Below are 25,112 nucleotides of genomic sequence, written 5' to 3'. Positions count from 1 at the left end.
CCCCCTATCTATAATATTAACCTTAGTTCCGGCGGTTGTCTCACTCAAGCAGGATTTAGACAATCCCGCGGATTTCATCCAAGGACGAAATGTTCTCCTCCAGCATGAACTGGTGCAGCTCCTCAACCAGCGTGCTGCCGGCCCGCATGTTCATGAAATTATACGTTCCAACCTGGACAACTGTAGCGCCGGCCATAATGAATTCAATAATATCTGTCGCTGAAGTAATACCGCCCATTCCGATTACCGGGATGGTTACCCGGTTAGCAACCTGATGCACCATCCGCAAGGCAACCGGCTTAATCGCAGGTCCTGACAGCCCTGCATACAGGTTGTTGAATACGCTCCGGCGGCGGCGCACGTCAATCTTCATCCCGGATATGGTATTAATCAGCGAAACAGCATCTGCGCCCTCCGCTTCACACATCTCAGCCATCTCGGCGATATCCTCAGCGTTTGGTGACAGCTTCACAGCAAGCGGCAGGCTTGTAGCGGCCCTCACTGCACGGACAACCTCCTTGGCGGCCGGTGTCTTGACACCGAACGCAATTCCGCCTTCCTTGACGTTAGGGCAGGAAATATTAAGCTCTATCATGTCTACAGCCTTCCTGCCCTCCAGCGCCCGCTGATTAGCATCCCGCTGGATCAGCTCTGCCCCGAGCACATAATCTGCCAGCGTATTGCCGCCAAGATTCACGATACGTGCGGTGTCCAGTGTCTCCCAGTAAGGCAGCTCCTTGCTCAGGAAGGCTTCAACGCCCGGATTTTCAAGTCCTACACTGTTCAGCAGACCGGATGCTGTCTCATATACCCGTATGCCCGCATTACCGGCCTTGGCGTGCAGAGTAAGCCCCTTGCCGGAGATTCCGCCCAATATGTCAACATCATACAGCTTGCCATACTCTTTGCCGAAGCCAAAGGTCCCTGAAGCCATTACGACCGGGTTCTTAAAATGAACACCCGCAATTGTCGCTGTTGTATCAACCGAAGTACTAATCATGGAAAACAACCTCCTCAGCAAGGAATACAGGTCCGTCTGTACAAGCCTTCCGCTGTCCGTCACGGCAGGATACGCTGCAGACGAGGCAGGCACCTATTCCGCAGGCCATCCGGTTCTCCAAAGACAGATACACTTTAGGGCTTCTGCCGCCGGCTCCGGCTGCAGCACCCTTCATCTGAGCCGCCTTCAGCATCGGCTGAGGCCCGCAGACGAAGATATGGTCATAGCTGTTAAAATCCACACTATTCAGAATAAGTCCGCCGACGTCAACGGTAAGCTCAGCTGCCAGAGGCCGGAAGGCCTCTGTCCGGAAGGCTTCTCTGCTGAAGCCCAGATACACATCACTGTCAGGAAGCTGCCGTGCGCAATAATACAGCGGCGCAATCCCGATGCCTCCGCCGATCAGGGCAACCTTCCCTTCTACTTCAGGGAAGCCGTTGCCAAAGGGTCCTTCAAGCTGAATGGCATCTCCGGGAGTCAGTTCGGCAAAAATTTCGGTTCCCTCACCAACAACATGATACAGAAATTCCACACCGTCATCATTCACCTGATGTATACTAAGAGGCCTCGACAGCAGCGGATAGGCTCCCCATGCCCGCAGCATGTAGAATTGACCCATTTTACCGCCGTGATCCCCTTCAACCCGAAGGTGATATACCCCATTAGCCAGCCGCTCGTTACTGATTACCGTCGCCACGTTATCAAGCTCCTTCAAATTTTATCTTATTAACCATGCCTTAGAAGGAGCTGAAAATCTGTGACTTACTTCACATTATTAATAATCTATTTTCTTTTCCATACTCCGCGTTCATACGGCACCGGCACATTGGCTTTATCTACTCCGCCCAGCGCCTCTTCTGCATGCAGCGCCCAATAAGGATCACTGAGCATGGCTCTTCCGACTGCTACCAGCTCTGCCTTTTTCTCCTCAATAACTGCTTGTGCCTCGCGGTAGTCATCCAGCTTGCCGACAGCAATCACCGGAATCTGCAAGCCGCTGCGGATATACTCTGCCAGATCTACCTGATATGCCGGTCCGGCATTCGGCACACCTGCCGAGCCAACCGGACCTTCACCGCCTGAAGAGACATGGAACATGTCCACACCGGCCGCTTTGTAGCGGCGGCAGAATTCCAGCGCATAGGCTGCATCGTAGCCGCCTTCAACATACTCTCTGGCGGAAATACGCATGATCAGCGGCATTTCCGGCGGCAGCACTTCCTTTACCGCCTGGACAACCTGTTCACCGAAGAGAAACGGATCAGCCCCGTACTCATCGTCTCTGATATTCGTCAGAGGAGAATGGAACTGATGGATCAGATATCCGTGCGCACCATGCAGCTCTACCGTGTCAAAGCCAGCCTCTACCGCTCTTCTCGCCCCGTCCCTGTAAGCGGCAATCATCTCGGTTATACCCTCCGCGCTTAGCGCCTGCGGGGTTTTCGACCGATCATCAAAGGCAATTGCTGAAGGTGCCACAGGCGGATTGGCATCCTGCGCCTTGCGACCGGCATGTCCCAACTGAATGGCAATTTTGGTGCCGTAGGCGTGGACTGCATCTGTTATTTTACGGAAAGCAGGAAGCTGACCGTCATCCCAAATGCCTGTATCCTTATTCGTAATCCGTCCATCCGGATGTATTCCGCTCATCTCTACAATAATAAAGCCGGTGCCGCCGACCGCACGGCTGACATAATGCACGAAATGCCAGTCATTAGGTACGCCATCCTCCAGATCTACTGCATACTGGCACATCGGGGGCATAACCACCCGGTTTTTTAAAGTGAGCGCCTTTAATTCATACGGGGTGAACAAATCTGACATTTCCGTTCCCTTCCTTCATTCAGCTTTTTTCATTGCCGGGCTAAACCCCCGGATAACTTAAGTATACACGGAATAAAGACAGTGGTGAATCTTTGCATTCCGCTCAAAGTCCGGCATAAATACCGTGACGGCTGGGGATAACAATGGAATCAGCGTTCCTGGAAGATAGAAGCTTTACAGGCGAATACAACGTTAAAAGGAGGCGAGGCTGTATGGAGCAGCTGCCAAAAAACCGGAAGCTACATATCCTGCTCTGTCTTCTCCTGCTGCTTGCCGGCAGCATTAGCTCCTCCGGTTATGCTGATGCCGTCTCCGGCTCTGCCTGCACTATGGCTCAGGAACCGGAACAGCTTCAAAAGGAGGAGAAGGATACACCGCAGTCTATCCCTGCAGACTCCCCCCTGAAAGCTGCTGCAGCCCGGCGCAGTAAGCGTAACAAAGGGCTGACTTTAAGCCAGCTGATCCGTAAATATCCGGAGACTCTATTGACCCAGGGCCCGCGGACCAGAATGATCGCACTGACCTTCGATGATGTTCCAGACCCGCGGTTTACTCCTCAGCTGCTGGATGTCCTGCGTAAATATCAGGTCAAAGCCACTTTTTTTGTAGTCGGCAGCAGGGCTGAACGCCACCCGGAGCTCATTGCGCGTATTATACGTGAAGGACATGTCATTGGAAACCACTCCTATAATCATCCTGAGTTCGGCAAGCTGGGAATGAATGAATTCCGCACCCAGATTATCCGCACTGAAAATATCCTCTCGGCACTGGCCGGCTACAAGCCGAAGCTGATCCGGCCTCCCTACGGGGATATCAGCGAGCCGCAGCTGAAGTGGGCCAAGGCACACGGTTACAAGCTGGTGAACTGGAATGTGGATTCTCTGGACTGGCGGGGCCTGTCTAAAGCCCAGGTCAGGAACAATATTGTAGCCCATGCAGGCAAGGGGGCAATAATTCTGCAGCACGGGGGCGGCGGCAAAGGCAGCAATCTGCAGGGAACCATTCAAGCGCTGCCTGAGGTGATTACAATTATGCGTAAAAGGGGATATACATTTGTGACGGTGCCTCATATGCTGCAGGTCTCCAAAAATAAATAAAACAACAAAACGGATACCCCTGTACAGGACGGTATCCGTTTTGTGCGGTAAAGAATAATGATGTTCATCCGCTTACCTCAAATGCTATTCAATAATGAACAAATTTACGTACTGATAACCAAATTCCGCAACTGAGCTCTGGCTGCCCGGAATAAATATATCAATCCGGTTGCCCTTAATAGCACTGCCTTTATCCGAAGCTATAGCCAGAAAAGCCATCTTGGGTAATCCGGGATGCGAGTGTCCTGTTACAAGCACCTTCGTTCCAAGCGGTATTACGCTCGGATCAACTGCAATGGTACCCAGCTTCAGCGGATTACCGAAATAATCGACAGCACCCCATCCACCGTTCTCGCTTGCAGCAGAGGAATAAGCGGAGGCTTTGACCTGAATCACCTTGGCATAGCTGAATTCCTTGCCCCAGGCCTCGACAGTATTGGTAGCTGCTTCGACGTTCAGGCTGGCCGAGATAACAGAGGCCTGAGTGACGGCCGCTGCTTCAATTGTTGTTTTGAGCGCAGCTGTTGCTTTGGGAGAGGTAACTCCGGGGATCGTAAGGCTTAGGCCCGGATAGATATTACCCGCTGTAACACCCGGATTAGCATTCATAATTTCATCGACGCTTATGCCATAATAACCTGATAGAGTATAATAGGTAGTACTTCCTCCTGCGATATGTACGCTGTCTGCCTGTACGGGGGCTGATTGCAGCATTGTGCTGATCCCTATAGCGGCAGCTAATAATGTAACGGCTCTGAATCTGGTCTTCATATGTGCCTCCTTCATTAATGGGGTGTGCAGGAATTTCCCTTTCTCACACCGAAGTAACTCTGGACTTACGTACCTTCATCTTATCCGGCATCTAAAGTGCAGTGCTTTGTTAACTGACAGTAACGAATATATCACAATTTTGTAACCAATGCCTATGAAAATGTTACCATTCTGTTAGAAATACGATAACCTTCACGGTTTGGAGGACGATATTTATTACTTACTGATCATAAATTCAAATGAATTTATAAATTTATTAGAAAGTCCGTCAGCCAGCCGTCAAAAATTTTACACAGAGTTAACATTTCTCGCTTTTGCAAATAGTAGAATAATAGAATAAGGTTTTTATAAGATACTGAAGCATACTTGGAGGGTCTATCAACGTGATTACAGATGACAAAAAGAACATACAAAGCGGTCCTGCAACCGCATATCTTAACCGGGACCTGAGCTGGATTGAATTTAACCGCAGGGTACTGCAGGAAGCGCAGGATATTGAGAATCCGCTGATGGAGCGCGCTAAATTTCTGGCAATCGTATCAAGCAACCTGGATGAGTTCATCAGCGTCCGTGTTGCGGGTATTCAGGATCAGATCCGGGCAGGCTACACCAAAAAGGATTTTACGGGATATACGCCCTCGGGCTTATACAAACGCCTTATCAAACGTGTTACTAAAATTATCGCCGACCAGTACCGCACCTTCCGTGATCTGTCCCGGAATCTGCACAAAGAAGGCATTGTATTCGTCAATTATGAGGATCTCACCCATGCGCAGGAGCAGTCTATTGAGCAGTATTACCGTGATATCATTTTCCCTGTTCTGACACCGATGGCTGTTGACCAGAGCCGGCCGTTTCCGCTTGTTCACAGCCAGTTCATCTATCTGGCCGTTGTGCTTACCCGCAAGAACACGCAGGATGAAGAGCCTTACTTTGCTATTTTGCAAATTCCGTCTAGTCTGCCCAGATGTATTCCTCTGCCCCACCGCTCTAACAGTAAAAAACGCCAGTTCGTTTTCATTGAAGATGTCATCCGCCATCATATCCAGACCCTGTTCAGCGGTTACGAGCCTGTAGCGGTCAATGAGTTCCGTCTAACCCGTAATTCCGATCTGACCATTGATGAGGAAGGCGCGGAGGATCTGCTGGAGGAGATTGAAAAGGAGCTGCGCAAACGCCGTCGCGGCGTACCGGCCCGCCTTGAAGTTCAAAAAGGCATCCATCCGTATGCCCTCGAACAGCTGCAGGCTGAATTCGAACTGGAGGATTTCGTATTTGAAATTGACGGTCCGCTGGATCTCGGGTTTCTGCGCGGCTTCGCAAATAGCCTGAAGGGCTTCAATTATTTGTTCGATTCCCCGATTGAGCCGCTGTATCCGGCAGAATTTGATGAGAATGAGGATTTCTTCGAGGTTTTGCGTGAGCGTGATGTGCTTGTCTACCATCCTTATGAATCATTTGACGCCATGGTTGATTTTATCACCCAGGCTTCAGAAGACGAGTATGTAATGGCCATCAAAATGACACTGTACCGCGTGAGCGGCAATTCTCCGCTGATTGCTGCGCTTGCCCATGCTGCCGAGTCCGGCAAACAGGTTACTGTCGTGGTTGAGCTAAAAGCCCGGTTCGACGAGGAACGCAACATTGCCTGGGCGCGCAAGCTGGAGCAGTCAGGCTGTCATGTTGTCTATGGTCTTATGGGCCTCAAAACACATGCCAAAGTCACGCTTATCGTCCGCCAGGAAGGCAACGAGCTGCGCCGTTATGTCCACGTCGGCACGGGAAATTATAATGACAGCACCGCCAAGGCTTATACCGACCTCAGCCTGTTTACAGCGAATGGCGAAATCGGCCTTGATGCTTCCGAGCTGTTCAACCAGATGACCGGTTATTCGGCCAACTATAATTGGAACGCTTTTATCGTTGCCCCAACCAATATGAGCCTGTCGCTGCAGAAGCTGATTATGCGCGAAGCCGAGCATGCCGCTGCCGGACGGCCGGCACGGATTATTGCCAAGATGAATTCCCTGTCCAACCAGGAGGTCATAGACAGCCTGTACAGCGCGGCCCAGAGCGGAGTATCCATCGACCTGATTGTTCGCGGCGTCTGCTGCCTCCGTCCGGGCATCGAAGGCCTCAGTGAGCGGATTACAGTACGCAGCATTGTGGACCGGTTCCTGGAGCACTCCCGCATCTATTACTTTGAGAACGGCGGCGATCCTGAAATTTATCTGTCCAGCGCCGACTGGATGACCCGCAACCTCACCCGGCGGATAGAGCTGATGTGCCCGGTGAAGGACACCGTTATCAAGAAGCAGATTGTAAAGGTGCTGGATATGTCGCTCAAGGACAACATGAAAGCAAGCTTTCTCCAGCCAAACGGATACTATGAGCGTCCGGACGACAAAAAGGCCCCGTTCCGGAGCCAGTTCGCCGCTATGGATGTTAGACGCTGGAAAAGTAGCCGAGCTTTACCTTCACCGACCAAGCAGCCCTGAACGCCTTCAGGGCGTTCTCAATGTCCTCCTGGCCGATAAGCACAGTTGTCGTGCCGTGCAGCTCCAGATCCAGTGTTCCGCCGTGCAGGCGGACACTTAGATCGCGGATGATGCCGATCTCGGTACTGTCCAGCGCAATGCTAAGCTGCACAAGTGTTCCCAGCTTATGAATCAGATCTTCGTCGGAAGCCAGTAAAATGTCCTTATGCGCCAGGGACAATTTCTGCTTCCGGCTTTTTGTGCTGTACGAAGCAATCATTGCGCAGAGGATCAGCTGGCGGTGTGTCAGGCCGCGGATCGGTGAATTCATCAGCCAGTAGCGGGTATGCCGCTTGGACTGGTAGTAGTTAATATTAGAGCCTGTACGATGCAGCATCACAGAGACATAGATGAGCATCTCCTGCTCTGCCCGGTCTCCTCCCGGTTCAAAAGCGCTAAATAAACGCAATGCCAGCTTATGAATATGATCCAAATGCTGCTTGGAGGTGTGAATGTCAAAGCGGACAATTGTATCCAGGCTGAATTCCAGCGCACTGTCGCGCACGGGCTGCTCCGGCCGCAGGAGATCATGCAGCATCCCTTCACGCAGCCCCTCGCCGCTGATGACCGCCTGGCTTGCCCCGATATAGTGATACACGGTATGGAAGATAATTAGCCCGGACACAATAATGTCAGCACGGCTCTTGGACAGCCCGTCCTGATCCTTGCGCTTATCAAAAGGCGTCGCGGGAAGAATCTCCATAAACCGGTTGACCGTTTCAGCAGATAAGGTGTAGCCGTGTGAATTCGGCAGCGAATAATCCCTGTTCCTCTGATCCAGCTTACCAAGGGACCGGAGTGTACCTCCAAGGCCGTAGAGCGGGAGCCCGGCGCCTGTTCCCAGCCAGTCATGCTCAACCAGTCTTCCGGTCACATAGGCCTGAAGCTTCTTGATCTGCTCTGCGTTCCAGTTCCCGTTGTGGCTGAAGAGCAGATTCGTATTGACTGCACCAAAAGGGAAAGAGATGCTGTGCTGATACCGGCGTCCGCGGAACAGCGTAATCTCCGTGCTGCCCCCGCCAATATCAATAACGAATCCGTCCTGCACGTCTGAGGCATTGATAACCCCCAGAAATCCGAAGTAGGCCTCCTGATAGCCGCTGATAATCTCAATTGTAATCGAGGAGTTTGAGGACAAGTACTCTATAATTTCAGAGGAGTTGGCAGCATTCCGGATTGCTGCTGTGGCTCCGGCGCGGATTTTTTCTACACCGAAGGCACTGCAGATCTCCCTGAACTGGCGCAGAACCGGAATAACAGTATCCATATCCTTCCGCTCCAGTCTGCCTTCCTTGGTAATCTTTTCACTCAGACGGGCAGAGTACTTGCACTCCTTGATTATTTTGTAGCCTCCTTCCGGGGTTGTATCATAGATTACAAGTCGGATAGAGTTGGAACCAATATCAATGATGCCAATCCGGCATAGTTCATCTCTCATCTGTATATACTCCTTTTCAAGTTGATTGGCCATTTGTTATACTATATCACCCAATAGCCCGCCCGCCAAAATAATAAGCCAAAAAAAACGGCTCCCGGATTATCCTCCAGGGGCCGTTATCGCTTTATTACAGCACTTTACTTAAGAAATCCCGGGTCCGTACATGCTGCGGATTGCCGAATACCTCTGCCGGAGTGCCCTGCTCAACGATGTATCCGCCGTCCATAAACAGGATGCGGTCACCCACCTCACGGGCAAAGCCCATCTCATGAGTAACAATAACCATGGTCATGCCCTGCTCAGCCAGCTTCTTCATTACCTCCAGAACTTCACCGACCATTTCCGGGTCAAGCGCCGAGGTAGGCTCATCAAACAGCATTACATGCGGCTGCATCGCGAGTGCGCGGGCAATTGCAATACGCTGCTTCTGTCCGCCGGACAGCTGTGCCGGATAGGCATCACGTTTGTCCTCAAGGCCTACGGTGCGCAGCAGATCAACGGCGATCTTCTGGGCTTCCGCAGTTTGCTGCTTTTTCACTTTTTGCGGGGCAAGCATAATGTTCTGCAGCACAGACATATGCGGGAACAGGTTGAACTGCTGGAACACCATGCCCATTTTTTCACGGGTCTGATTGATGTCATGCTTCTTGCCGGTAATGGACTGGCCTTCAAAGGTAATCTCGCCCCCGGTCGGCTCCTCCAGCAGGTTCAGACAGCGCAGGAAGGTGCTTTTACCCGATCCGCTTGGACCGATAACAACAACCACCTCACCTTTCTTAATCTCCAGGTCAATTCCTTTGAGAATTTCCAGCTTGCCAAAATGCTTCTGCAGATTCTTAACGGTGATCATCAGTATTCAGCCTCCGTTCGAGTATACCCAGCAGCTTGGACAAGGTAAATGTCAGTACAAAATACATGACAGCAATGACAACCAGCGGCGTCAAGCCTTCATAGGTAATCGTCGTAATGGTTCTCGCCTGAAAGAGCAGATCCGCTACCCCGATCATCGACACAATGGAGGATTCTTTAATAATCGTGATGAATTCATTCCCGATCGCCGGAAGCACATTCTTGAGTGCCTGTGGGAGCACAATGTAGCGCATGGTCATCCCTTGCTTCATCCCAAGCGAACGCGCCGCCTCCACCTGGCCCCTGTCCACGCCCTGAATACCGGCGCGGAAGATTTCTGCCAGGTAAGCCGAGCTGTTGATCGTTAGGGTAATCGCCCCCGATTGAATCGGCGAGAACTCCAGGCCGAATTCCGGCAGGCCGTAATGGATCAGGAACAGCTGTACCAGCATTGGCGTTCCGCGTAAAAATTCAACCCAGGCGGTTGCAATAAAACGCAGCACTCTCCATTTGGACATGCGCAGCAGCGAGACGATAATCCCCAGCACGAAGCCGAAGAATACGCCGAGCACAGCCAGCAGCAAGGTATACTTTAATCCTGCAAAGAAAAAATTGCGGTATTCATAAGCCATATTCAAAATATCCATTTGACGGCAAAACCTCCTCTTCCTATCCTTTTCAAAAAAATAGAAAACAGCGTATTACCGCTATTTTCTACTTAAAGAGCAATGTTTACTTATATTAGAAACTTATTCGCTCTCAGCAAGCTCGCTTGCTGCCGCTACATACTCGTCAATCTTGCCTTCGGAGTTCAGGCGGGTCAATGTAGTATTCACTTGGTCAAGCAGCTCTGTGTTGCCCTTCTTCACGCCGATTACATAACCGTCATCTTCAACCTCAGGCTTGGCATCGGTAATAACCAGTCCGTCAACATTTTTGACAAAGGATTTGGCTACCGGTCCTTCCATAATAGAAGCGTCAACGCGGTTAGAGTTCAGCTGCAGGACGATTTCAGAGATTTTGCCGAGGGAGGTCAGCTGTGCGCCTTCGATTCCTTTGGCAATGTCCTCCTGGATGGAACCGGTCTGAACGCCGATTTTGACTCCCTTCAGGGAATCCATAGTGGCATATTTATCTTTATCGGCTTCACGTACAACTACCGCCTGCTCTGCTTTGTAGTAGATATCAGACAAATCAACAGCTTTTTTGCGTTCTTCTGTCGGGCTAAGGCCGGAAATAACCAGATCAATTCTGCCGCTGGACAGCTCGTTAAGCAGGGAATCGAACGGCAGATCCTTGATCACGAGCTCAGCGCCCATATCAGCAGCAATGTCCTTGGCAATATCAATATCAAAGCCTACGATGGTATCTTTACCGTCGATGACTTTGTGGAATTCGTAAGGCGGGAAGTCTGCACTGGTGCCCAGTGTCAGAGTCTTAGTAGCGGCAGCTCCGGTATTGCCTGCAGCGTTGTCAGTTGTAGCCGCATTATTATTATTGTTACCGCAGCCTGCCAGAAGTGAAGCCGCAAGCAGCATACCCAGTGAAAGTTTACCCCATTTTTTCATCTTTATATCTCCCCTATTCTCTCATTATGTTATCTATGTTGTACTTTGACCGATTTATTATAAATCACTGCGCATGAATATGCAAAGACATTTTTTATCAGCAAATGCTTATTTGACAGGAAAACGCTATCAGTTTCGTGACGGCCCCACGCTTTTGCACATTCCAGGAAAAGAGGGGTATACTACTACTATCTCCAGCAGCTGACAAATTAACCGGGCTGGTTCACAGCCGGCATGCACGTGGTAATATTTACCTAAAGCTTATGAAGCCAGATCACCAGCAAGTGTATACTCCGACTGCAGTTTTGTACGACGTATCTCTGGTAGCCATGCTCACAAAACTAAGCTCATGCTTCCGAAGGCAGTTTTGTACGACGTATCTCTGGTAGCCATGCTCACAAAACTAAGCTCATGCTTCCGAAGACAGTTTTGTACGACGTATCTCTGGTAGCCATGCTCACAAAACTAAGCTTATGCTTCCGAAGACAGTTTTGTACGATGTATCTCTGGTAGCCATGCTCACAAAACTTTTAGGAGGTGCTTTCATGCTTTTGGAAGCTATGTACCATGTGCCCCGCGATAAGTGGGCCTATGCTTACGATGCCAAGACTATACATCTGCGTGTACGCACCAAAAGGGATGATGTGGACTGTGTTACAGCCCTTACCGGGGACAAATATGACTGGGAGCATACTTGTTACGAAATTATGATGGACAAAGCAGCTTCGGACGATAAATTCGATTATTGGGAGTGCGCCGTCAGGCCCAAATATAAGCGCCTCAGCTACACCTTTCGTGTCAGTAAAGGGACGGATAATGTGTACCTGCTGGACAACAGCATACGTTCGGAATGTCCGCATCCGCCGGCCCATTTCTATGAGTTTCCTTATATTCATCAGATTGACCTGTTCCAGGTGCCCAAATGGGCCAAGGACGCTGTATTCTATCAGATTATGACGGAGCGTTTCGCAAATGGTGATGCCTCCAACGATCCGGAAGGTACGGAGATTTGGGGCGGCAAGCCGGCGTACCACAATTTTTTTGGCGGGGACCTGCAGGGTGTGCTGGACCATCTGGATGATCTGCACGAGCTCGGTATAAATGCCGTTTATTTCACGCCGCTGTTCGTCTCCCCCTCCAACCATAAATATGACATTGTAGATTATAAAAAAGTTGATCCGCATTTCGGCGACAATGAGCTGCTGAAGCAGGTCGTTAAAGAGTGCCACAGCCGCGGTATCCGTGTAATGCTCGATGCTGTGTTCAACCATTGCAGTGACCAGTTCCCCCCGTTCCAGGACGTTCTGGAAAAAGGAGAGTACTCTGTTTACAAAGACTGGTTCCACATGAACAGCTTCCCGGCTGAAATTGTCGACGGTATTCCGTCGTATGACACTTTCGGCTTTTTTGGCAATATGCCGAAGTTCAATACCGCAAACCGCGAAGTCAAAAACTATCTGCTTGAAGTAGCGGAATACTGGATTAAGGAGATTAAGGTGGACGGCTGGCGGCTGGACGTGGCGAATGAGGTGGATCATCATTTCTGGCGTGATTTCCGCAAGGTCGTAAAGGCTGCCAATCCGGATGCCTACATCGTAGGCGAGGTATGGAGCGACTCCCTCACCTGGCTGCTGGGCGACCAGTTCGACTCCGTTATGAATTATCCCTTTTCCGGTACCGTGCTGGAATTCTTCAACGGCGGCATGGACGGAATTACCTTTGGTCACCGAATCGGCAGCCTGCTAATGAGGTACCCGCAGCAGACGAACGAAGTTGTGTTCAATCTGCTAGGCAGCCATGACACGCCCCGCCTTTTGACGGTAGTCGGTGAAGATAAACGGCGGCTCAAGCTCGCGGTTGTGTTTCTTTTTACATTCATGGGGACACCCTGCATTTATTACGGTGACGAGATCGGCTTAACCGGCCATGAAGACCCTGACTGCCGTAAATGTATGGAATGGGATGTGGAGAAGCAGGACCGGGAGCTGTATGATTTCTACCGGATGATGATTGCGCTGCGTAAGCAGCACAAAGCGCTGCGTGAGGGACGTTTCCGCATCCTCCAGGCCTGCGAGAACGATCCCTGCATTGTGTATGAACGGGCCGACGAGCTTATTCATTTTACAGTCTGGATGAACAATTCTCCGGTGCCCCGCATACTCAGCCATCCGATGGAGACCGACGACTGGCTGGATGCGCTGACCGGCGAGCAGGTTATCCCGGATAATGGAATGATGAATATCTCGCTTGATCCGTACGGATACCGCATTCTGAAAAGAAATCTGGAGCAGTATACAGTCTAAACTATAATTCATTTACCTTAGTATTATTTCATCAGGGGGAGCAGCTGTGTCACCTGTTAGCGCAAACGATATACATGAGCTATTCATACAAAAAGGCCAGCTGACCCAGGAGGAAGCATTCAGCTGGTTTGATCAGCTTGAGCCTGCAGAAATGGAGCAGTTATGGGGCAATTGGTGCGGTAGTGAGCTAACCTCAGGACATCCCATGGATGGTCTTCTTAGTTTGACGGGCTGGTACGGTAAAGGATTCCAGGATGCCGAGACGGTCCACCCGCTAATTTTCAAAAAGAAAAACGGCAGGCTGTTTACCGCAAATCCCGGGTTCATTCCGCTTAACCTGCCCTTTCAGCTTATCCCGCAGCGGATAGTCGGGCCGCTCTTCGCTTTGGTCTCACCCTTCATCCGAACCCGTTCCAGTAAAGCCCGGCTGCGGATGATTGAATACCGCGGTAAGGTCAGTGCCTCCATGGTCTACGACCAGAAGGCGATCATTGACCATTTTCGGCGGATTGATGCAGATACGCTGCTTGGCGTAATGGATTCCAAAAGCCAGCAGGAGCTGGGCTACTTTTTTATTTTGCAGAGGGTGACGAGTTAGGTGGTCCGTGGCGATGATGTACAGCGCCGGGTGGGCGGGTGTGTTTGTTGACAGGCTGATGGATGGATTGGGGCGGGATGGTGGCTGGTTACTGGCTGATGGTGGGTTCGAGCGGGCTGGTGGTGGATGGTTACTGGATAATGTTGGGTTGAGGCGGGCTGGTGGTTGGTTACTGGATAATGTTAGTTACCCGGTTGGGCTAGATAATTAAAGGCAAAAATGCCTCTCATTTCGCCCATTTCACCGTTTAGGCTGAATTCAAAGGCAATTATGCCCTTCATTTCGCCCATTTCACCGTTCAAGCTGAATTCAAAGGCATTTATACCCTTCATTTCGCCCATTTCACCGTTTAGGCTGAAATCAAGGACATTTTTGCCCTTGATTCGCCCGTCGATCTTAAAAGATGCTAATAATAAAGGGACTTTTCCCATTAATGTGCTTATTCCCTTTATCACACCCAATTAACACTAAGACAACCGCCTAAAAAGGACTTTCCATTTCAATCCCTCCATTAACTCCCCCCTTCACTACCACTATCACCCTTCTATTTAATCCAGATGCTTCAACTCCTTACTCAAAAACCAAAACACTCCGCAAAGTCTAATCTTTGCGGAGTGTTTGTTGTGTGCACAACCGGACAAGGATGCACGGTCAGCCATTATTCACTTATTTTATTGTAAATATCAATGTACTGCTGGGCTGAGACGTTCCAGCTGTAATCACCGGCGAAGGCGTTCTTAGTAACCTTTTTCCAGTGCTCCGGCTTGTGATAGAGGGAGACGGCCCGGCGGAGGGTGAACATCATATCATGGGCGTTATAATCCTTAAAGGTGAAGCCGTTCCCCTGCCCCGTCTCTTCAACATAGGACTGGACGGTATCGTTCAGCCCGCCTGTCTCGCGCACAACCGGAATACTGCCATAACGTAACGCCAGCAGCTGGCTGATGCCGCACGGCTCGAATTTGGACGGCATCAGGAAGATGTCGCTGGCCGCATATATTTTACGGGATAATGCATCATTGAACAGAATTTGTGAGGACAGCTTGGTCGGATAACGCCATGCCGCTTCCCGGAACCAGCGCTCATACGTTTCATCCCCTGTACCAAGAAGAACGAACTGAATATCGTCGTAGTACAGGATTTCGTCGAGCACCCGGGTCAGCAAATCCAGGCCTTTGGAGTCCACCAGACGGGTAACCATTGCTACCATAGGGATGTAAGGTGCGACCGGCAACCCAAGCTCCTGCTGCAGACCGAGCTTATTTTCCGCTTTTTTGGCCAGATTCGAACGGTATTTCGTAAAGATCTTACTGTCCGTATTAGGGTTATAGCTCTTAGTATCGATTCCGTTAACAATCCCGCTCAGACTCTCAGCCCGGTGGTTCAGCAGCCCGTCAAGCCCATAGCCGTAATATGGTGTGCGGATTTCCTCGGCATAGGTCGGACTGACGGTAGTGACATGATCACTGTGCACAATCCCGGCCTTCATGTAATTGATGTTACCGTAGTATTCAACACTGTCGTAATAGCTGTGATCCAGGCCGAGCAGCTCCCCGAGCACAGAATACGGGAACACACCCTGGTACAGCAGGTTATGAATGGTGAACACAGTGCGCATTCCGCTATAGAATTCCAGGTGACGGTAATGTGCCTTCAGCAGCATTGGAATAACCGCCGCATGCCAGTCATGGCAGTGCAGCACATCCGGTTGAAAATCAATGGCCGGCAGGCATTCCAGCACAGCCCGGTTATAGAAGGCAAAGCGTTCGCCGTCATCCATATACCCGTAAATGCCGTCCCTGCCGAAATAATACTCGTTGTCGATAAAATAGACCGGAATCCCTTCGAATATTATGCGTTCAATCCCGCAATACTGGCTGCGCCAGCCAACCGGCACATCCACTACGGCCACATGCTCCATCTGAGCTGTGTATACTTCCGGAATTCCTTTATATTTGGGCAAAATCACCCGTACATCCACTCCCGCACCTTTCAGTGCTTTGGGCAAAGCTCCAATGACATCAGCCAGGCCTCCCGTTTTGACAAACGGATGGGCTTCAGCAGCAGCAAATAATAATTTCATGCAGATTTCCCCCTTTAAAATGTACGGATTCTCTATTCCAAAACGGCTTTAGGCTTGCGTCCAGCCTTCTTTAGCACCAAAAAGCTTAACGGCGGAATTGTCAGCTCCAGGCTGTTCACCTGGTTATGCCATTCTTTCTTCGAGCTCTTCATTGGCCCGTTATGATAACCTGAACCGCCGAATTCAGCCGTCTCCGAGCTGAAAATCTCTTCATACGTGCCAGGACGCGGAACGCCTATCCGGTAATTTTTCCGTTCCACCGGCTGAAAATTAGCAATAATAACCAGTGTATCCACCGGCTTTTTGCCTCTGCGGATGTACGAAAGCACACTCTGATGGTTATCGTCCGCATAAATCCACTGATAGCCCTCCAAATCATGGTCCAGCTCCCACATCGCCTTCTCGGTTACATAGAGCTTATTAAGCGCAGCTGTATAGGCCAGCATCCGGCGGTGAGCCTCATAATCCAGCAGCAGCCAGTCCAGCTGATCCTGATCCTTCCACTCGATAAACTGCCCGAATTCACCGCCCATGAACAGCAGCTTTTTACCGGGATGGGAGATCTGATAGCCCAGCAGCAGCCGCAGGCCTGCGAACTTCTGCTCGTAGGTGCCTGGCATTTTGTCCAGCAGCGATTTTTTGCCGTGTACAACCTCGTCGTGGGATAAAGGCAGCGTGTAGTTCTCAGCATAAGCATAGGCAATCGGAAAGGTCAACAAATTATGATGATAGGGACGACCCCCGAAATCATGTTCTATGTAACCTAAGGTGTCATTCATCCAGCCCATATTCCATTTATAGTTGAATCCCAGCCCGCCTTCGTGCGCCGGAGCAGTGACTCCAGGCCAGGCGCTGGATTCCTCAGCCATCATCAATGCTTTTGGATAGTAATGAAAAATCGTCTTGTTCAGCTGCTGGATAAACCGGATCGCCTCCAGATTCTCCAGCCCTCCGTTAACGTTGCGTCTGTACTGGTGGCTCTGCTTCTCGAAATCAAGACGCAGCATGCTGGTTACCGCATCCACTCTCATACCGTCAATGTGGTATACGTCGTACCAGAAGAGCGCATTGGAGATAAGGAAAGAGAAAATTTCCGGTTTGCTGAAATCAAAGGACAACGTGCCCCAGCCGGGCTTTTCGGCCAGCAGCGGATCGGCATATTCATACAGCGGCGATCCGTCAAACATCCTTAGCCCGTGTGCATCCTTGGCAAAATGCGCCGGTACCCAGTCCAGAATGACGCTGATGCCGGCTTGGTGCAGCTGGTCAATCAGATACATCAGCTCCTGGGGTTCACCGTAGCGGCTGGTGGCGGCAAAATAGCCTGTCCCCTGATAACCCCAGGACAAATCATAAGGATGCTCGGCAAGCGGCATAAATTCAACATGTGTATAGCTCATCTCCACCAAATAGGGAATCAGCAGACCGGCCATTTCCTTATAAGTATAGAATTCGCCGTCTTCCTTCTGCTTCCAGGTGCCGAAATGCATTTCATAAATATTCATCGGTCCGTTATAAGGAGCTTTGTTCCTGCGTCTCCACTGGTTGTCTCCCCACTGGTAGCCGCTAAGATCCGTAACCACCGACGCCGTAGCCGGCCTTACTTCGGATTTAAAGGCAAAGGGATCTGCCTTCAGGAAGCTTTCGCCGTCAGCTGCGATAATCCTGTATTTGTAAAAAGTTCCCGGCTCCATTCCCGGAAAAAAACGACTCCAAAATCCTGAATCGGGTATCTTAATGAACGAGTCCTCTTCTAGTGTTCCGTCCCAGGCATTATGATTACCAGCCAGTCCTACATATGTCGCATGAGGAGCCCACACGGTAAAGCGTACGCCCTTCATCCCGTCTTCAGCGGCAATGTGCGCGCCCAGCATCGTATAGCTGCGGTAATTTGTGCCCTCATGGAACAGATAAATATCTTCAGTTGACGGGAGGTTTACTGTTTTTGGTATGTCAGGCAAATCATCACCACCTTTTTTATATAAGATGCACCTATAACATTACCCGAATGTCCTGCATTTGAAAATGTGTTTTAAGGAAAAAACAGGTTTTTCTGAACTAAGAAAATAAAATTGTAATGTTTACAGCAGGACATCAATATATTTCACTTATGTCGTTTCAAGCGCTTGTTGGGAGTTTATATTACAAGCATTGACAAAAAAACGGGAGGGATAACAAATGAGTAAAAAAGAATGTGTCGCCATGCTGCTGGCTGGCGGGGAAGGCCGCAGACTGGCCCCCTTAACCACCACGATGGCTAAACCTGCAGTCCCTTTCGGAGGACAGTATAGAATCATTGACTTTCCCCTCAGCAACTGTGTAAATTCAAGTATTGATACTGTAGGTGTACTGACGCAGTATGAAGCTAACTCTTTACATCAGCATATTGGTTCAGGGGAGCCATGGGGGCTGCACGCTAGACCTGATCAGGGTGTCAGACTGCTGCCATCCGGTGTGGACGGACGCGACACTTACACCGGAACAGCTGATGCCATCTATAAGAACATCGATTTTATTGACAGCCAAAATCCGGAGCATGTGCTGATCCTCTCTGCCGATCATATCTACCATATGAATTACCGCAAAATGCTGGATTATCATATCAGCAAATCCGCCAAGGCGACGATTTCGGTCATGGAGGTGCCTTGGGATGAGGCGAGCCGTTTTGGCGTGATGAATGTTAACGACGAGCTGAAAATTTCTGAGTTCGCCGAAAAACCTAAAGTGCCCGAGAGCAATCTGGCGTCGATGGGTATCTATCTGTTCGAATGGGCTTACCTAAAGGACCATTTGCTGCGTGATGCGGCAGACCCTTCCTCCAGCCATGATTTCGGCAAGGATGTGATCCCGGCGATGCTTGGCAACAATGACGATCTGTTCGCGTACCGCTTCCAGGGCTACTGGAGAGATGTAGGTACGGTTGACAGCCTCTGGGAAGCGCACATGGATCTGCTGCAGGCAGACAACGGCTTCAAGCTGGATAACGCTCAGTGGCCGATGTACAGCCGGGCACGCCGGAATAAGCCTTCAGCTGTAAAATCACGTATTCCTGCACATTCTGACGACTGCCTCGTTAATGAGACCTGCCTGCTCGAAGGCAGCCTGCAGCGCTCAGTAATCTTTGGCGGCGTAGAAATCGGCAAGCTCAGCAGAGTCCATCACAGCATTGTAATGCCGGGTGTTCATATCGGGCGCGGTGTCCTGATTGAGAATGCCATTATCGGTGAAGGAGCCGTCATAAAGGACGGAGCCGTCATCAAAGGCAGCCCTGACAATATTGTTGTGGTCGGCCCTAATGAGATTGTGGCTGCTAAGCCGGTTATCCGGACCCAGCCTTCACGCCTGCTGCAGGAAGTTTATGAGAAAACCGGCAGACTGCGTGCTGAAGGTCTTCCCTCTTAAGCCTCATTGTCCATCATACACCACGTAATATAAAAGGGCAGCAATAAGGGTCATCCAGACCCTGTTGCTGCCCTCTTTATATGCCTTCATTACTATTTGCTGCCTGCATTCTATAATTCGTAATCATCTACGCTATGCGGCTGCTCTGGGGCCGGCGGACGCTCATCGGTCAGCGGCAGAATTACCGTTACCTGTGTGCCTTTGCCGAGCTCGCTGTCCATCTCCAGCTTACCTTGATGCAGCTCAACAATCTGCTGGGAAATTGCCAGCCCCAGACCGGTTCCGCCGTTCAAGGCATCCACCTGGAAGAACCGGTCCCGCACTCTGGAGAGATGGGCCTCGCTGATTCCGATCCCGCTGTCTCTGACTATAACAGCCATCTCTGATCCCGACAAACGCTGTGCGGACAGGACGATGCTGGAATCCTCCGGAGAAAATTTGACGGCATTGTCCACAAGATTAAGAAATACCTGCTTGAGCCGGTTGGGATCACCCTTGATGTAGACGGAATCCTCACATTCCAGCACCAGGTGAATCCGCTTCTTCTCTGCCTTGGCCCAAATGTTCAGAATCGTCTCCTGCAGCACTACTCTGATGTCTGTCAATACAATGGACAGCTTCATTTCATTCTGCTGCAGCTTGGAGAAGTCCAGGATTTCCTCCACCAGCCCGATCAGACGGTCACTTTCCTTAGAGATGATTCCCATGCCGAGCTTCGTCTCCTCCGGATCGTATCCGCCTGAAATCAGCGTCTCGCTCCAGCCCTTGATGCTGGTCAGCGGAGTCCGCAGCTCGTGGGAGATAGAGGAAATAAAGTCATCCTTGATCTGATTGCTGCGGATGATCTCATCTGCCATGTAATTGAGCGTAGTTGCCAGATCGCCGATTTCATATTTGTAATCTCCCTTAATCCGGGCGTTGAACCTGCCCTTCGCCATCTGCGCTGAGACCGCGGTAATATTGTTCAGCGGCTTGACGATCGAGTTCGCCAGACCGAAGCTGAACAGGACAACGATCACCATAACAGCCGCACCGATACCGATGGATACGAGGGTGAGGTTAAGCAGATCCTTGTCTATCCGCTCCATGGAGGTAAGATAACGGATTACATACTTGTCACGGGTGTTCACCTGAATCAGCTTGGAGACTGCCATCACGCTTTCATTCGTACCTGCCTGTCTGCCAATCCATTTACCGATGCTGCCGCCTACCGCCTCCGGTACATCACTTGTCGTAATGGTACGGTCAGGCTGAAAGCCGGTCGAGCTGGCCAGGATATCCCCGCTGGTGGACAGCACCTCCAGCTCTGTATACTCCAATCCAAAAAGCTCAAGCACCTGCTGCATCTGGTTGGGCGACCGTTCACCTGAAAACTTAAATTTCACGAAGCCTTCAGCTGTGACGATATTGGTCGTAATTTTACTGTATACACTGTCATAATAATACGTCCGGATCGCCAGCAGGAAGATAACCTCGACCAGGAGAAGCGCTACAAAGACTACAAGAATATAGTGCAGTACGATCTGTCTGCGCATCCCCTTCTTTATCATTGTACCTGACCTTTCCATTTGTAGCCGTGTCCCCATACAGTCTGCAGATATTCAGGCTCAGACGGGTTGTTTTCAATTTTTTGGCGCAGCCGGCGGATGTTCACATCGACGATCTTCGGATCACCCATATACTCCTTGCCCCAGACATGGTCAAGCAGGGAGTCGCGGCTGAGCGGCGTATTCTCTTTCTCCAGGAAAAACTGCACCAGAGAAAATTCTGTCGGCGTCAGCTCAATTGGTTCCCCGCTGCGTTTAAACTGCTTGGAGATCAGATCCAGCGTAAACGGGCCCGAGTGAAAGGATACCTTGGCCGACTGCTCACGGTGGACATTCACCCGGCGCAGCAGCGATTGAATGCGCGCAATCAGCTCGGTCGGGCTGAACGGCTTGCTGACATGATCATCAGCCCCTACGGAAAGCGCATAGACCTTATCCTGCTCCTGCACCTTGGCAGTCAGAAAAATAATCCCGAGACGCTCATTGGTCTCACGGATGCGCCGGCAGACCTCAAAGCCGTCGATACCCGGAACCATCACATCCAGCAAGGCAATATCAATATCAGGCACGGTGGTCAGCTTGTGCAGCGCCTCATTACCGTCAGCTGCCTCCAGCACCTCGAAGCCGTTACGTTTCAGGTTGATTACAATAAAACTGCGGATGGATTCTTCATCCTCCAGTATCAGTACTTTACTCATCGATTCCCTTCCTTTCCATTGGAGCGGTTATTTTATCGCTGTCGCTCCCGCCCGTGCTCTGTACCAGTTCACCCCGGTAGCCGATAATTTTGTCCATGTCCCTGCTGAGCACCTTCCAGCCGCTGTTCTTGACACGGTCCCATTCCTGCTGGGTAAAGAATGTTACCTCTACGACCGTCTCGCCCGTGTCCGACATGATAAACTTCAGTGATTTATCCTGTACGGATTTGGTATCCACCGTAATCTTGCCGTGCCACTCCGGCAGAAAATCAATCACGAAGCGGTCTGACGGATCACGGTACTTCTGCGCAGTAAAGCTCAGCCCGTCCTTACCGTCCCATTTATAATAGGAGGTGAAGTAAGGAATAGCTTCCGGGTCAAAGTAATCCCACCCGCCCGGCGGCTCCAGCATGCCAATCTCGATAATGCCGTCGCCGTCGATATCCTCGCTGGCAATCTTTCTGTCCTTAAACGTTTTGGCATCGCCCGGAATAACTACCCGCAGCTTATTGTTCTCCATCACAACCACAGTGGTATAAGCCGACCGGGAATCCACCGCCGCATCCAGTACAATACCTTCTTTATTCTCTGCCACTTTACCTGAGACAATATTGTAATAATTATTAAAATAAGGGTCAAGGTCATCAAGCTGGTCCAATACCTTGAAGCCGTCGTCAAACTGATAGGTTGTTATTTTGTTCAGCTCATTGCGTTTAAAATAGACCACCGTAATGTCGGCAATATCATCCTCGTTCAGATCGTCTATCATAAATCTGGTATAAGGCTGTGACAGCACCTCCTCCAGCTCACCGCCGGAATAGGTATAGACAACCATTCCCTTTTCCACGCCGCGCGAATAGCCGGCTATGATATCCAGCTTCCCGTCACCAGTCACATCTCTCAACTCAACCGACTCCAGCTGATTGCCGTCACCGTCGAAATCAAGCTTTTTCACCCAGCCATCCTCTGTCTTCTCCAGGATCATGCCGTGAATCAGAACCGATTCATTCTCGGTTAAATAGAACACCAGCGTCTCCAATGTGCCGTCCTTGTCCAGATCCTCTGTAAAAATCGAGCTGTCATCTTCTCCGGCAGGCCGGATTAGCGTAGCGCTGGCCGGCATCTGCGACTTGATCGCTGTCATCAGGGAAGCCTTATCGGCGGTCAGCTCAGGCGCCTTCATCTTTGAAACAGGATCGCTGATGAAGGTACATCCCGACAGTACGGACAATGACAGAACAGCTGCCGCCAGACGTCTAGCAACACTTCGCTTCAAGCTTCATCACTCTTTCCTTGTTTCATGCTCATCTCAGCTACAGATTAATGCGCTCCTGGGAGGTCAGGCGGCGTCCCCGCACATCATGCTTGATTCTGCCGTTCTCGAGTACCCACAGCCTGGTTGCATAACGTTCTGCCAGCTCCAGCGGAAGTACGGTAATTACGATCAGCCCCGTTTCTTTGCAGAGCCTGCGCAGTGTCTCCAGAACGCCCTCTGCTGTCCGCGGGTCTAGCCCGGTTACCGGCTCATCGGCCAGGATAACCTTCGCACCATGCACAAGCGCCCGCGCAATGGCAACACGCTGCCGCTCTCCACCGCTGAGCTGGTTTGTTTTTAGCTTAGCTTTGTCCAGCAGGCCAAGCGTATCCAGCTCGTCCATTGCTCCCATATAATCATCCTGACGGACCATTCCCGTCACCATCCGCCATAGCGGCGTCTGCGAGGACTGTCCGATCAGTACATTCTTCAGTGCAGTCCGGTTCGGATTAAGCTCGGCATTCTGCTCCAGATACGCCCATTCCCGGCGGATTTTGCGTCTGCCGGCCAGCGGACTTTTCATGATATCTGTTCCGTCTACCCGGAAATTCCCTCTATCCCATTTCTCACGCAGCGCCAGACAGCGCAGCAGCGTGGACTTACCGCTTCCGCTGGCTCCCACCAGCACTACGAGCTCCCCCGGCTCTAATTGAAAACCGATATCCTGCAGAACCGGCAGCTTATCTTCTCCGACTGCTTTGGCTAGATGTTCAACTGTAATCATAGTTCAGCCTCTCCCTGTCTTGGTCTCTACTCTATAGTGTACTCTGAAAACGGGACCAATTGCCATGCGTACATCCGTTCCTATCTTAACTCAATTCAGCTGTCTTGGCGAGAATATCAGCCCGGTTAAGCCAAACAATATATACAAGCCGCCCAGCAGCGCGAATACACCGCTGCCCCAGCCGTACTCCAGCAGCAGGCCTCCGACGCCGGGACCGATGATACTGCCGATACTAAAATGAAAAGAAGAAACAACATTCGCCGCGGGCAGCAGATTACGCGGCAGAATATCCGCTGCATAGCTTAAGCCCAGTGAAAAGAACGAGCCTACAAGGCCCCCCGCCACCAGCAGCACGAACAGTGTCAGCATGAAATGGTTGCCGGCAAGCGGCAGCAGCATAAAGGCTAACCCGCCGGAGGTTCCGGCAAAGATCAGGATTTTTTTGCGTCCGTGACGGTCGCTCCACAGCCCGAGCGGCAGCTGGAGCAGCAGGCCGCCGATGCCTGCAAACGGCAGGAGCGCGGCAATCTGGTCAGTGGTGAAGCCTGAGCGCAGGCCGTAAACCGGGAAGTTACTGTTCAGGCTCGCCTCCATATACCCGTACAGCAGCGCCGGAATGAGCGCATACCAGGCCAGGCTGTAGCTGCGGCCGAACCGGCGGGCTTGACCTTCGTTCTGCTCTACCTTGTCCGGGCGGGAATTGGGGAGCTTGAACAACACGAGTAGCAGAGCCAGCAGGAATAATCCGGCCAGAATCAGAAACGGTGCCGCCTCGCCGAAGCGGAGCAGGCTGATTCCGGCCGGACCCAGGCTGAATCCCAGGCCGTAGGACATTCCGTACAGCGAAAGGTTACGCCCCCGGTGCTCTGCCGGTGCCATAAGGAGTACCCATAGCTGAGCTGCATAATTAATGGCTGCATCACCGATGCCGACCAGCAGCCGCAGTACGAACCAGGCGGTGACACCCGGCACCAGCGGGAACAGCAGCAGCGTAACGAGGACCAGGCTTAAGCCGGCAGCAATGAGCTTTTTGAAGCCGATAGCACCAAGGACCCGCTCAGCAACAAGGGTCATAGCAAACGATCCGACATAGAGTGCTGCGGCGTTCAGTCCGTTGAGCGAGGAGGAAACCCCCTTTTGCTCCAGCAGGATAGACAGCACCGGCAGCAGCAGCCCCTGGCTCAGGCCGGCAGCAATGATAACGGTAATAAGAATGAAATAGTTAAGCTTACTGTTTGAACGTGTAGCTAAAAGCCGGTCTGACACAGATGAATCCTCCTTGAACGGTTATCAGGTAATAGCGGATAAAACCTGCCCTTTAGGGCAAACATGGAACATTATAGTGGACAACCCTCTTC

Annotated in this window: 21 protein-coding genes; 5 read left to right on the top strand and 16 right to left on the bottom strand. The window is 51.1% G+C overall.

What is annotated here, in order from left to right:
- Positions 1 to 55: 55 nt before the first annotated feature.
- From BN3772_RS08210 to BN3772_RS08200, 3 genes are all read right to left on the bottom strand, one after another.
- Positions 56 to 1,000 carry a dihydroorotate dehydrogenase gene (locus tag BN3772_RS08210; protein WP_086074462.1) on the bottom strand — a complete coding sequence of 315 codons (945 nt, stop codon included), beginning with the start codon at positions 998 to 1,000 and terminating at the stop codon, positions 56 to 58.
- Positions 993 to 1,697 carry a dihydroorotate dehydrogenase electron transfer subunit gene (locus BN3772_RS08205; protein WP_042198607.1) on the bottom strand — a complete coding sequence of 235 codons (705 nt, stop codon included), beginning with the start codon at positions 1,695 to 1,697 and terminating at the stop codon, positions 993 to 995. Before BN3772_RS08205 ends, BN3772_RS08210 begins: the two co-directional genes overlap by 8 nt.
- 86 nt (positions 1,698 to 1,783) lie before the next feature.
- Complete coding sequence (locus BN3772_RS08200) at positions 1,784 to 2,824, bottom strand: NADH:flavin oxidoreductase/NADH oxidase (protein WP_042198603.1); 1,041 nt, start codon at positions 2,822 to 2,824, stop codon at positions 1,784 to 1,786.
- A 212-nt stretch (positions 2,825 to 3,036) separates the two neighbouring features.
- On the opposite strand from BN3772_RS08200, the gene BN3772_RS08195 reads away from it, so the two are divergent.
- A complete protein-coding gene (locus BN3772_RS08195; RefSeq protein ID WP_086074461.1) occupies positions 3,037 to 3,921 on the top strand; it encodes a polysaccharide deacetylase family protein in 885 nt (294 codons plus the stop codon).
- 84 nt (positions 3,922 to 4,005) lie between these two features.
- Here BN3772_RS08195 and BN3772_RS08190 read toward each other — a convergent pair whose 3' ends face one another.
- Positions 4,006 to 4,692: a 3D domain-containing protein gene (locus BN3772_RS08190; protein WP_052380419.1), complete on the bottom strand. Its 687-nt coding sequence runs from the start codon at positions 4,690 to 4,692 to the stop codon at positions 4,006 to 4,008.
- 383 nt (positions 4,693 to 5,075) lie between these two features.
- Here BN3772_RS08190 and ppk1 point away from each other — a divergent pair, with 383 nt between their 5' ends.
- Entirely contained in the window at positions 5,076 to 7,190 is a 2,115-nt protein-coding gene (gene ppk1, locus BN3772_RS08185; protein ID WP_086074460.1) for a polyphosphate kinase 1, read from the top strand.
- On the opposite strand, the gene BN3772_RS08180 is transcribed toward ppk1, so the two are convergent.
- The 4 genes from BN3772_RS08180 to BN3772_RS08165 all read right to left on the bottom strand — a co-directional run bounded on the left by BN3772_RS08180 (position 7,138) and on the right by BN3772_RS08165 (position 11,084).
- Positions 7,138 to 8,667, bottom strand: a complete 1,530-nt coding sequence (locus BN3772_RS08180; protein WP_042198599.1) for a Ppx/GppA phosphatase family protein — start codon at positions 8,665 to 8,667, stop codon at positions 7,138 to 7,140. The genes ppk1 and BN3772_RS08180 overlap by 53 nt on opposite strands.
- 127 nt (positions 8,668 to 8,794) lie before the next feature.
- The gene (locus BN3772_RS08175; RefSeq protein WP_042198597.1) at positions 8,795 to 9,517 is read right to left on the bottom strand and encodes an amino acid ABC transporter ATP-binding protein; all 723 of its coding nucleotides are present in this window, start codon (positions 9,515 to 9,517) and stop codon (positions 8,795 to 8,797) included.
- Positions 9,504 to 10,163: an amino acid ABC transporter permease gene (locus BN3772_RS08170; RefSeq protein WP_042177263.1), complete on the bottom strand. Its 660-nt coding sequence runs from the start codon at positions 10,161 to 10,163 to the stop codon at positions 9,504 to 9,506. The genes BN3772_RS08175 and BN3772_RS08170 overlap by 14 nt, the downstream gene beginning before the upstream one ends.
- Before the next feature lie 102 nt (positions 10,164 to 10,265).
- The gene (locus BN3772_RS08165) at positions 10,266 to 11,084 is read right to left on the bottom strand and encodes a transporter substrate-binding domain-containing protein (RefSeq protein ID WP_042198594.1); all 819 of its coding nucleotides are present in this window, start codon (positions 11,082 to 11,084) and stop codon (positions 10,266 to 10,268) included.
- Positions 11,085 to 11,629: 545 nt separating this feature from the next.
- Between BN3772_RS08165 and BN3772_RS08160 the strand changes: the two genes are divergently transcribed.
- A complete protein-coding gene (locus BN3772_RS08160) occupies positions 11,630 to 13,387 on the top strand; it encodes an alpha-glycosidase (RefSeq protein ID WP_042198592.1) in 1,758 nt (585 codons plus the stop codon).
- A gap of 46 nt (positions 13,388 to 13,433) precedes the next feature.
- Positions 13,434 to 13,985 (top strand): DUF4334 domain-containing protein, encoded by a 552-nt coding sequence (locus BN3772_RS08155; RefSeq protein WP_042198589.1) that lies wholly within the window; start codon positions 13,434 to 13,436, stop codon positions 13,983 to 13,985.
- Between the two features lie 182 nt (positions 13,986 to 14,167).
- On the opposite strand, the gene BN3772_RS08145 is transcribed toward BN3772_RS08155, so the two are convergent.
- From BN3772_RS08145 to glgB, 3 genes are all read right to left on the bottom strand, one after another.
- Complete coding sequence (locus BN3772_RS08145) at positions 14,168 to 14,416, bottom strand: hypothetical protein (protein WP_042198585.1); 249 nt, start codon at positions 14,414 to 14,416, stop codon at positions 14,168 to 14,170.
- Positions 14,417 to 14,643: 227 nt separating this feature from the next.
- The gene (glgA, locus tag BN3772_RS08140; RefSeq protein ID WP_042198583.1) at positions 14,644 to 16,068 is read right to left on the bottom strand and encodes a glycogen synthase GlgA; all 1,425 of its coding nucleotides are present in this window, start codon (positions 16,066 to 16,068) and stop codon (positions 14,644 to 14,646) included.
- A gap of 32 nt (positions 16,069 to 16,100) precedes the next feature.
- The gene (gene glgB, locus BN3772_RS08135; protein ID WP_042198582.1) at positions 16,101 to 18,029 is read right to left on the bottom strand and encodes a 1,4-alpha-glucan branching protein GlgB; all 1,929 of its coding nucleotides are present in this window, start codon (positions 18,027 to 18,029) and stop codon (positions 16,101 to 16,103) included.
- A gap of 217 nt (positions 18,030 to 18,246) precedes the next feature.
- Between glgB and BN3772_RS08130 the strand changes: the two genes are divergently transcribed.
- Positions 18,247 to 19,470, top strand: a complete 1,224-nt coding sequence (locus tag BN3772_RS08130) for a glucose-1-phosphate adenylyltransferase (RefSeq protein ID WP_042198580.1) — start codon at positions 18,247 to 18,249, stop codon at positions 19,468 to 19,470.
- A gap of 110 nt (positions 19,471 to 19,580) precedes the next feature.
- On the opposite strand, the gene BN3772_RS08125 is transcribed toward BN3772_RS08130, so the two are convergent.
- The 5 genes from BN3772_RS08125 to BN3772_RS08105 form a co-directional block, all read right to left on the bottom strand.
- Positions 19,581 to 21,020: a sensor histidine kinase gene (locus BN3772_RS08125; protein ID WP_042198577.1), complete on the bottom strand. Its 1,440-nt coding sequence runs from the start codon at positions 21,018 to 21,020 to the stop codon at positions 19,581 to 19,583.
- Positions 21,017 to 21,715, bottom strand: a complete 699-nt coding sequence (locus tag BN3772_RS08120; RefSeq protein ID WP_042198575.1) for a response regulator transcription factor — start codon at positions 21,713 to 21,715, stop codon at positions 21,017 to 21,019. Before BN3772_RS08120 ends, BN3772_RS08125 begins: the two co-directional genes overlap by 4 nt.
- Positions 21,708 to 22,991, bottom strand: a complete 1,284-nt coding sequence (locus BN3772_RS08115; protein ID WP_042198573.1) for a hypothetical protein — start codon at positions 22,989 to 22,991, stop codon at positions 21,708 to 21,710. Before BN3772_RS08115 ends, BN3772_RS08120 begins: the two co-directional genes overlap by 8 nt.
- Before the next feature lie 37 nt (positions 22,992 to 23,028).
- Positions 23,029 to 23,754 (bottom strand): phosphonate ABC transporter ATP-binding protein, encoded by a 726-nt coding sequence (locus BN3772_RS08110; RefSeq protein WP_042177278.1) that lies wholly within the window; start codon positions 23,752 to 23,754, stop codon positions 23,029 to 23,031.
- Between the two features lie 90 nt (positions 23,755 to 23,844).
- Complete coding sequence (locus BN3772_RS08105; RefSeq protein WP_042198571.1) at positions 23,845 to 25,020, bottom strand: MFS transporter; 1,176 nt, start codon at positions 25,018 to 25,020, stop codon at positions 23,845 to 23,847.
- Between the last annotated feature and the right edge of the window lie 92 nt (positions 25,021 to 25,112).

It is taken from the genome of Paenibacillus camerounensis, from assembly GCF_000723885.1.
Lineage (GTDB): Bacteria > Bacillota > Bacilli > Paenibacillales > Paenibacillaceae > Paenibacillus_AQ > Paenibacillus_AQ camerounensis.
Note: the sequence above shows the minus strand (reverse complement) of the source record. Positions and strands in the feature narration are given on the sequence as shown.